The following is a 5,544-nucleotide window of genomic DNA, read 5'->3' as shown; positions in this document are numbered from 1 at the left end:
AAGACCATGGCCGAAGACCGTAAAAAGGATCGCAGCGCTCATGAAAAGCTGCTTCTCAAGGTGCGGGACGAACTGGAGTTTCTGGTCTCTGCTCTTCCTGATGCGAAATCAAAGAGCCTTGTTCAGGAGGTTTACGATGATGCCCGGAGCGCCATCTTTGATGACTTTGAGTTTCAGTTCAAGGATGCGGATGACTTTAACAACTTTGTGGAAAAGAGCATTCAGGAAGGAAATACCCATATCGTAAGAAGCATTCTCCATCGCTACGATGTTCCCCTGGCGGAGGTGGCCATCAGCCACTGGAAGAGCGATGCCTTCAAAAAGCTGGAGGACACCGTTGGCAAAATGATCTCCATGGGGGAATATCTTTTTGCGGACAAGGAAGACTTTGCCAGATTTGCGGCAGATCTCGAGGAGGAAGGAAAGCGGAAGCCCCTTTATCTCCGGGAATTTGTCCGGGTGCATGAGACTTACCTGAATGAACTGGCCGCTTCCAATACTCCCGGAGTATCCCATCTCGCCAAGGAGCTTCTGAAGCATAAGAACGATTCCGAAATTCCCGGCCAGATCCGGCTCTGGGGCCAAATGTACCCCACCTTCAAAAAAGGCAGCTACGTGAAATTCGGTAGCTACCCCCAGGAGGATCAGGCCCCGGCTCCTATTGAATGGCTAGTGCTGGAAGCCAAAGGCAATGAAGCTCTTCTTATCAGCAGGCATGCTCTGGATTGCCGGAAGTACCATGAGAATTACAGAGACATAACTTGGGAGCAGTGCGATCTCCGGAGATGGCTTAACAATGATTTTCTGAAGGCGGCGTTTTCCGCAGAGGAGCAGAAGAGAATCAAGGTTACGCATCTTGAAAATGAATGTAATCCGAAGTACCGCATCTCAGCCGGCAATCCTACCGATGACCGGATTTTCTGCCTCAGTTTGGCAGAGGCGGAACGGTATTTTAAGAATGACGGGGACAGGCAGTGCCGGTCTACGGGGCGTGCCCGTAACCAAGGAGCATCTGTTGATAATGGCAATGGCTGTTGTATTTGGTGGCTGCGGACGCCGGGCAATGATCGGTACTACGCTTCGTTCGTAAAGTCGGGCGGCGCGCTCTACCTTAATGGTTGCAACGTCGACTTTGCTAACTACGCTGTGCGGCCCGCTTTACGGCTAATCTGTAATCTGTAATCTTCTAATCGGGAATCAGCCGCCGCGGCACAGAACGTTCATCTTTCGTCCGTTTGAATGGAGAATAGCGATGCCTGCTCGCCTGGGTATGAGATCATTTTGGTAATCGGCTGTGGATCAGGAATATCGGGAAGGGACTGCTCTCTTAGTTTGATTGAAAAGGGGCCGGAAATGACTCCGGGAGACAAAGAAAAAGGCAGATTGCTCTGCCTTCTCGGTTTGTTTGTTAAAGCCAGATCGTAATCCCTGGCGCTCTTACTTCACGTAGCTGAAGAAGTATTCGCGGGTTACCGGGGCCAGGTTGTTCACAGGAACGTATCTGTTAAAAAGTCTCTTCATTTCGGTTACCTCATTCTTAAACTGTAGTGAACCGGGGCTTTGTCATCTTATTCTCTCGGCCCCCGGACTCTTCCTTCGGTTTTCTCCCGAAACCCTTACTTCACGTAGCTGAAGAAGTACTCGCGGGTTACCGGGGCCAGGTTGTTCACAGGAACGTATCTGTTAAAAAGTCTCTTCATTTCGGTTACCTCATTCTTAAACTGTTGTGAACCGGGGCTTTGTCATCTTATCCTTTCAGCCCCGGACTCTTCCTTCGGTTTATCTTCCGAAACCCTTACTTCACGTAGCTGAAGAAGTATTCGCGGGTTACCGGGGCCAGGCTGGTCATGGCAACGTGTCTGTTAAAAAGTCTTTTCATTTCGTTTTCCTCCGAAATTTTGTTAGCTCATCTCGCTGAGCACATTTTCATGATAGTGATATACCGCACAAAACGCAATAGCTAAATGGAAGAATTTTACAAAATTTTTGAATGAAAATACTTTCATCTTTTTGAAAATATTTTCGGGAAAGTCAGTGATAAAAACTGTTAAACCTTTAGTTATAAAGGTTTTTGATGCTATCTAACCGCCGTGTTTGTCTGTTTTATCTGAAAACACTTCCTTAAAACAGTGGTAATTTACTTTCATAAATCACGATAAAAATGTGTGTCATATCACACAGTTATCTAGTATGAATATCGTCTGCCCATGCGGCTATCATTCGCCCATGCCGTGTCTGGTCTGTGCCGCTCCCAAGTTTTCCATGCTGTTTCTCCCCGTTGCTTCTCTTATCTCCGCTTTCTGCTCATCCATTATCCCCAACCATTCCATAGCTGTACCGAGCCAAAGCCTTGTTGAGAAGCTAAAGCGAGGCGGAGAAACGGGGCGGAGTTTCATGGCGGGGAATGTATTGAGCAGTAAGGGAGAGATGATGGCAGCAGGGCGGCTTTACAAAGATTCCGTGTTTTAACGGCAGGCAGTTTAAACGGTTTGGAGAGCGCGGTTAATGCGAGATGCTGAGATCACCGGAGCCCGATTGTCCCGGGATGCGGTACTTTGCTGCCGAAATCCCGGACTTCCAGATCTCACGTGCTTTCGTTCGCTCGTACATCTTCCCCGGAGCTTTCTCAGTATTTCCTGAGAGAGGTTACCACCACTCCAATGATCTGGCATTCCAGTTCCGGGGTGATCAGAATCGGACGGTAGTTGCGGTTGGCGGGCACCAGCCGGGGAGCCGGTACCAGCTCCAGATACTTCACTGTGAATTCCTGATTGACCTCGGCGATAACGATGTCGCCGTGCCGGGCCTCCCGGGCCCTGTCCACCACCAGATAGTCATCCGGGAGAATGCCGGCTTCAATCATGGAGTCCCCGATTACCTGAAAAATATAGGAGGAGGCGGGATGGCTGATGCAGAACTCATTGAGATCCAGCCGGCCGTCAATATAGCCGCCGTTAGGAGCCGGGAATCCCGCAGGGATCTTTTCCAGGGAAACCGGAAGATAGCGTCTTTCCGGAGAAACTCCCTCCGGGATCCGGCCGATGGGCTTTGCGGAAGGAGCTTCCGGAATATCCGGGGATTTCTTGCCATCCGGGGCGCTGCTGTTATCAGTCATGGAACCGGTCTCCGTATTTTGGGCGGTTTATGAAAAGCCGGGAGAGCTCCCCCGGCAGAACTATTCTAAAACTGGACACCTTTCTCAGGAATGGTTTTATGCTTCAGATGTTACGGAAGCAGCAGATTCTGCCGCCTCTTTTCTTTTTTGTCTGATGGCGTCGATATCCGGAACAAACCAGGCTACCAGAGCTGACAGCATGGCCGCAACCACGATAGTCCACATGGTATATTCCAGACCGTAGTGATCTCCGATATACCCCAAAAGCGGAGACGTGATGCCCCCGAAGGAAATCCCGAGGCCGATGGTGATGCCGGAGGCAAAGCCGATGTGATTGCAGAGCAGCTTCTGTCCCATGACCATGGATACGGAGAGACTCCCGTAAAGGAACAGGGCGGCCGGGATCAGAAAGGCCACGGCGAGCCCGGCGGAGTCCATGGCGGCAAAGGCAATGAGAAAGGGCACTGCCAGAGTGGCCGACATGGCCAGCACGGTTTTGAAGCCGAAGCGATCCGCCAGAGCGCCCCCGGCCAGCGTGGCCAGAGCGGAACACACCGCGATCACCGTGAGATTGCCATTGGCCAGACCTACCTCCCACTTGAAGCGGGACATGAAGTACAGCGGAATAAAGGTGGTAAGACCGAAGTACACGCAGGATCTGAAAAAGATCATCATGGTCAGGATGGCAAATCCCGCATAGCTTTCTCTTTCCTGAGGCTGGGACTTAAGCTCGCGGTTTTCGTTAAGTGTGAGCTCCGTATAGTGCTGATGCCTGTTCATGAATACGAACATCATAATGAGAGCCGGCAGCATGATCACCATAATGCCCGGAGGTCCGAAGAGCAGGGTGGCCAGGGAGATTACCACCGGGCCTATGGCAAATCCGATATTGCCGCCCACCGAGAAGATGCTCATCCCCCGGCCCATGTGTTCATGAGAGCAGGCATGACATAACCGGCTTCCCTGGGGATGAAACATGGCCACCCCCACGCCGCTGATGCTGATCAGGATAAACATCAGAATGAAATTCTGGGTGCAGCCGATAAAGCCAATGCCCAGAGCGGCGGTGACCATGCCGACGGTCATGATCCAGGGCCGGGGCTTCAGATCCGAGATGATCCCCACCAGAGGCTGCACGATGGAGGACAGCAGGGTGGAGGCCAGCACCAGCATGGAGATTTCGGTGTTGGTATGGAGATACCCTGCCGCCAGCAGCACCGCCAGGGCGGCTCCCACGGAACCCTGACAGATGTCTGTGGCCAGATGTCCCAGCATAAAGAGATAGTTGTCGTGATAATGCCGGAGGTGCTGGCGGAGGGAAAGCGAGAGGCTCATGATTCTTCTCCTGTGAACATGATTCTTTTTCTGTGAAAAGCCTCTGTCGCACAGTCCTGACAAGCTGGCTGGCAGGCAATGCTGATAAAAGGGCTGACAGAAATGTGATACCTGTCATTATTTTTGTTTAGCAGGCTTTTGTAAATGTTTTTTTTGCAGGCGGCGGGAAACTCCTGACAAAACGGCATTGCAAAAGAGCCTTTGCCGGATCCTGAAATGCCTGTATCTCCCGGTCATTCAGTTCCCGGATCTGCCGGAAATAAAGTTCCAAATGTCCGGGTTTTAAGAGATGAAGGAGCTCTGGATTGGATATTGCGAGAAGTCCGGGAGACTGTTGCCAGAACTTAAGGCATGACAAATGACTGCTCAGGCATAAGGCAGATGCGGAAAACTTGCCGTTTTGAGCCCTTATGTCATGTATCACGGATATGCATCTGGCGCCGTGTTAAAATGGCAGCATCATGAAGTTCCCGGAGATTAAGCTATGGGCAATATTCTGAATCCAAACAAGAAAAACTTCTTTATAAATCTGGTTCAGGCAAAGGATTTCAGAGTGTTAGTTGATAAGACTGATTTTATTGCCGAAACCAATGAGCGTTTTGACCTTGACGGGAATCTGCTGGCTCTTACCCGTCCCCGCAGATTCGGCAAAACCGTAACGGCGCATATGCTTCTGGCTTATTACTCAAAGGCCTATGCCGGACAGCATTTATTCGACGGACTTAAAATTGCCGGAAATGGCAGTTACGCAAAGCACCTGAACAAGTACGATGTGATTTACATCGACATGAACACCATCAGGGACGAATATATTGCATACACCGAAGATGAGGATCTGCAGGTTAAGGGGGTTACTGCCTTTGTTGATTATCTTAAATACACAATCATCGAGGATCTGAAAGAAAACGAAGACTATGCCAGAGTGATCGGCAAAAGCAGAAAAGTCGGTAAAAAAAACCTGCCCGCGGCGTTACAGGCAGTATGCGAATATACCGGAGAAAGATTTGTCCTGATTATGGACGAGTGGGATCTGATTTACCGGGATTACCGGAATGATACTAAGCTCCAGAAGTCTTTTATTGATCTTCTCACCA

At 50.3% G+C, this 5,544-nt stretch carries 4 protein-coding genes; 2 read left to right on the top strand and 2 right to left on the bottom strand.

What is annotated here, in order from left to right; genetic code table 11:
• Nucleotides 1-1,182: DUF6273 domain-containing protein (locus ACJROR_RS07035; protein WP_406546500.1), on the top strand; the 1,182-nt coding region annotated here is incomplete at its 5' end.
• Between the two features lie 1,444 nt (nucleotides 1,183-2,626).
• Here the strand turns inward: ACJROR_RS07035 and ACJROR_RS07030 are convergent.
• Nucleotides 2,627-3,115: a LexA family protein gene (locus ACJROR_RS07030; protein WP_406546499.1), complete on the bottom strand. Its 489-nt coding sequence runs from the start codon at nucleotides 3,113-3,115 to the stop codon at nucleotides 2,627-2,629.
• Between the two features lie 96 nt (nucleotides 3,116-3,211).
• Nucleotides 3,212-4,450, bottom strand: coding sequence for an MFS transporter (locus ACJROR_RS07025; RefSeq protein WP_406546498.1), 1,239 nt, complete (start codon nucleotides 4,448-4,450; stop codon nucleotides 3,212-3,214).
• A gap of 484 nt (nucleotides 4,451-4,934) precedes the next feature.
• Between ACJROR_RS07025 and ACJROR_RS07020 the strand changes: the two genes are divergently transcribed.
• Nucleotides 4,935-5,544 (top strand): AAA family ATPase (locus tag ACJROR_RS07020; RefSeq protein ID WP_406546497.1); only part of this gene is annotated, 610 nt, incomplete at its 3' end.

Source organism: Succinimonas sp. (assembly GCF_045225735.1).
Lineage (GTDB): Bacteria > Pseudomonadota > Gammaproteobacteria > Enterobacterales > Succinivibrionaceae > Succinimonas.
Note: the sequence above shows the minus strand (reverse complement) of the source record. Positions and strands in the feature narration are given on the sequence as shown.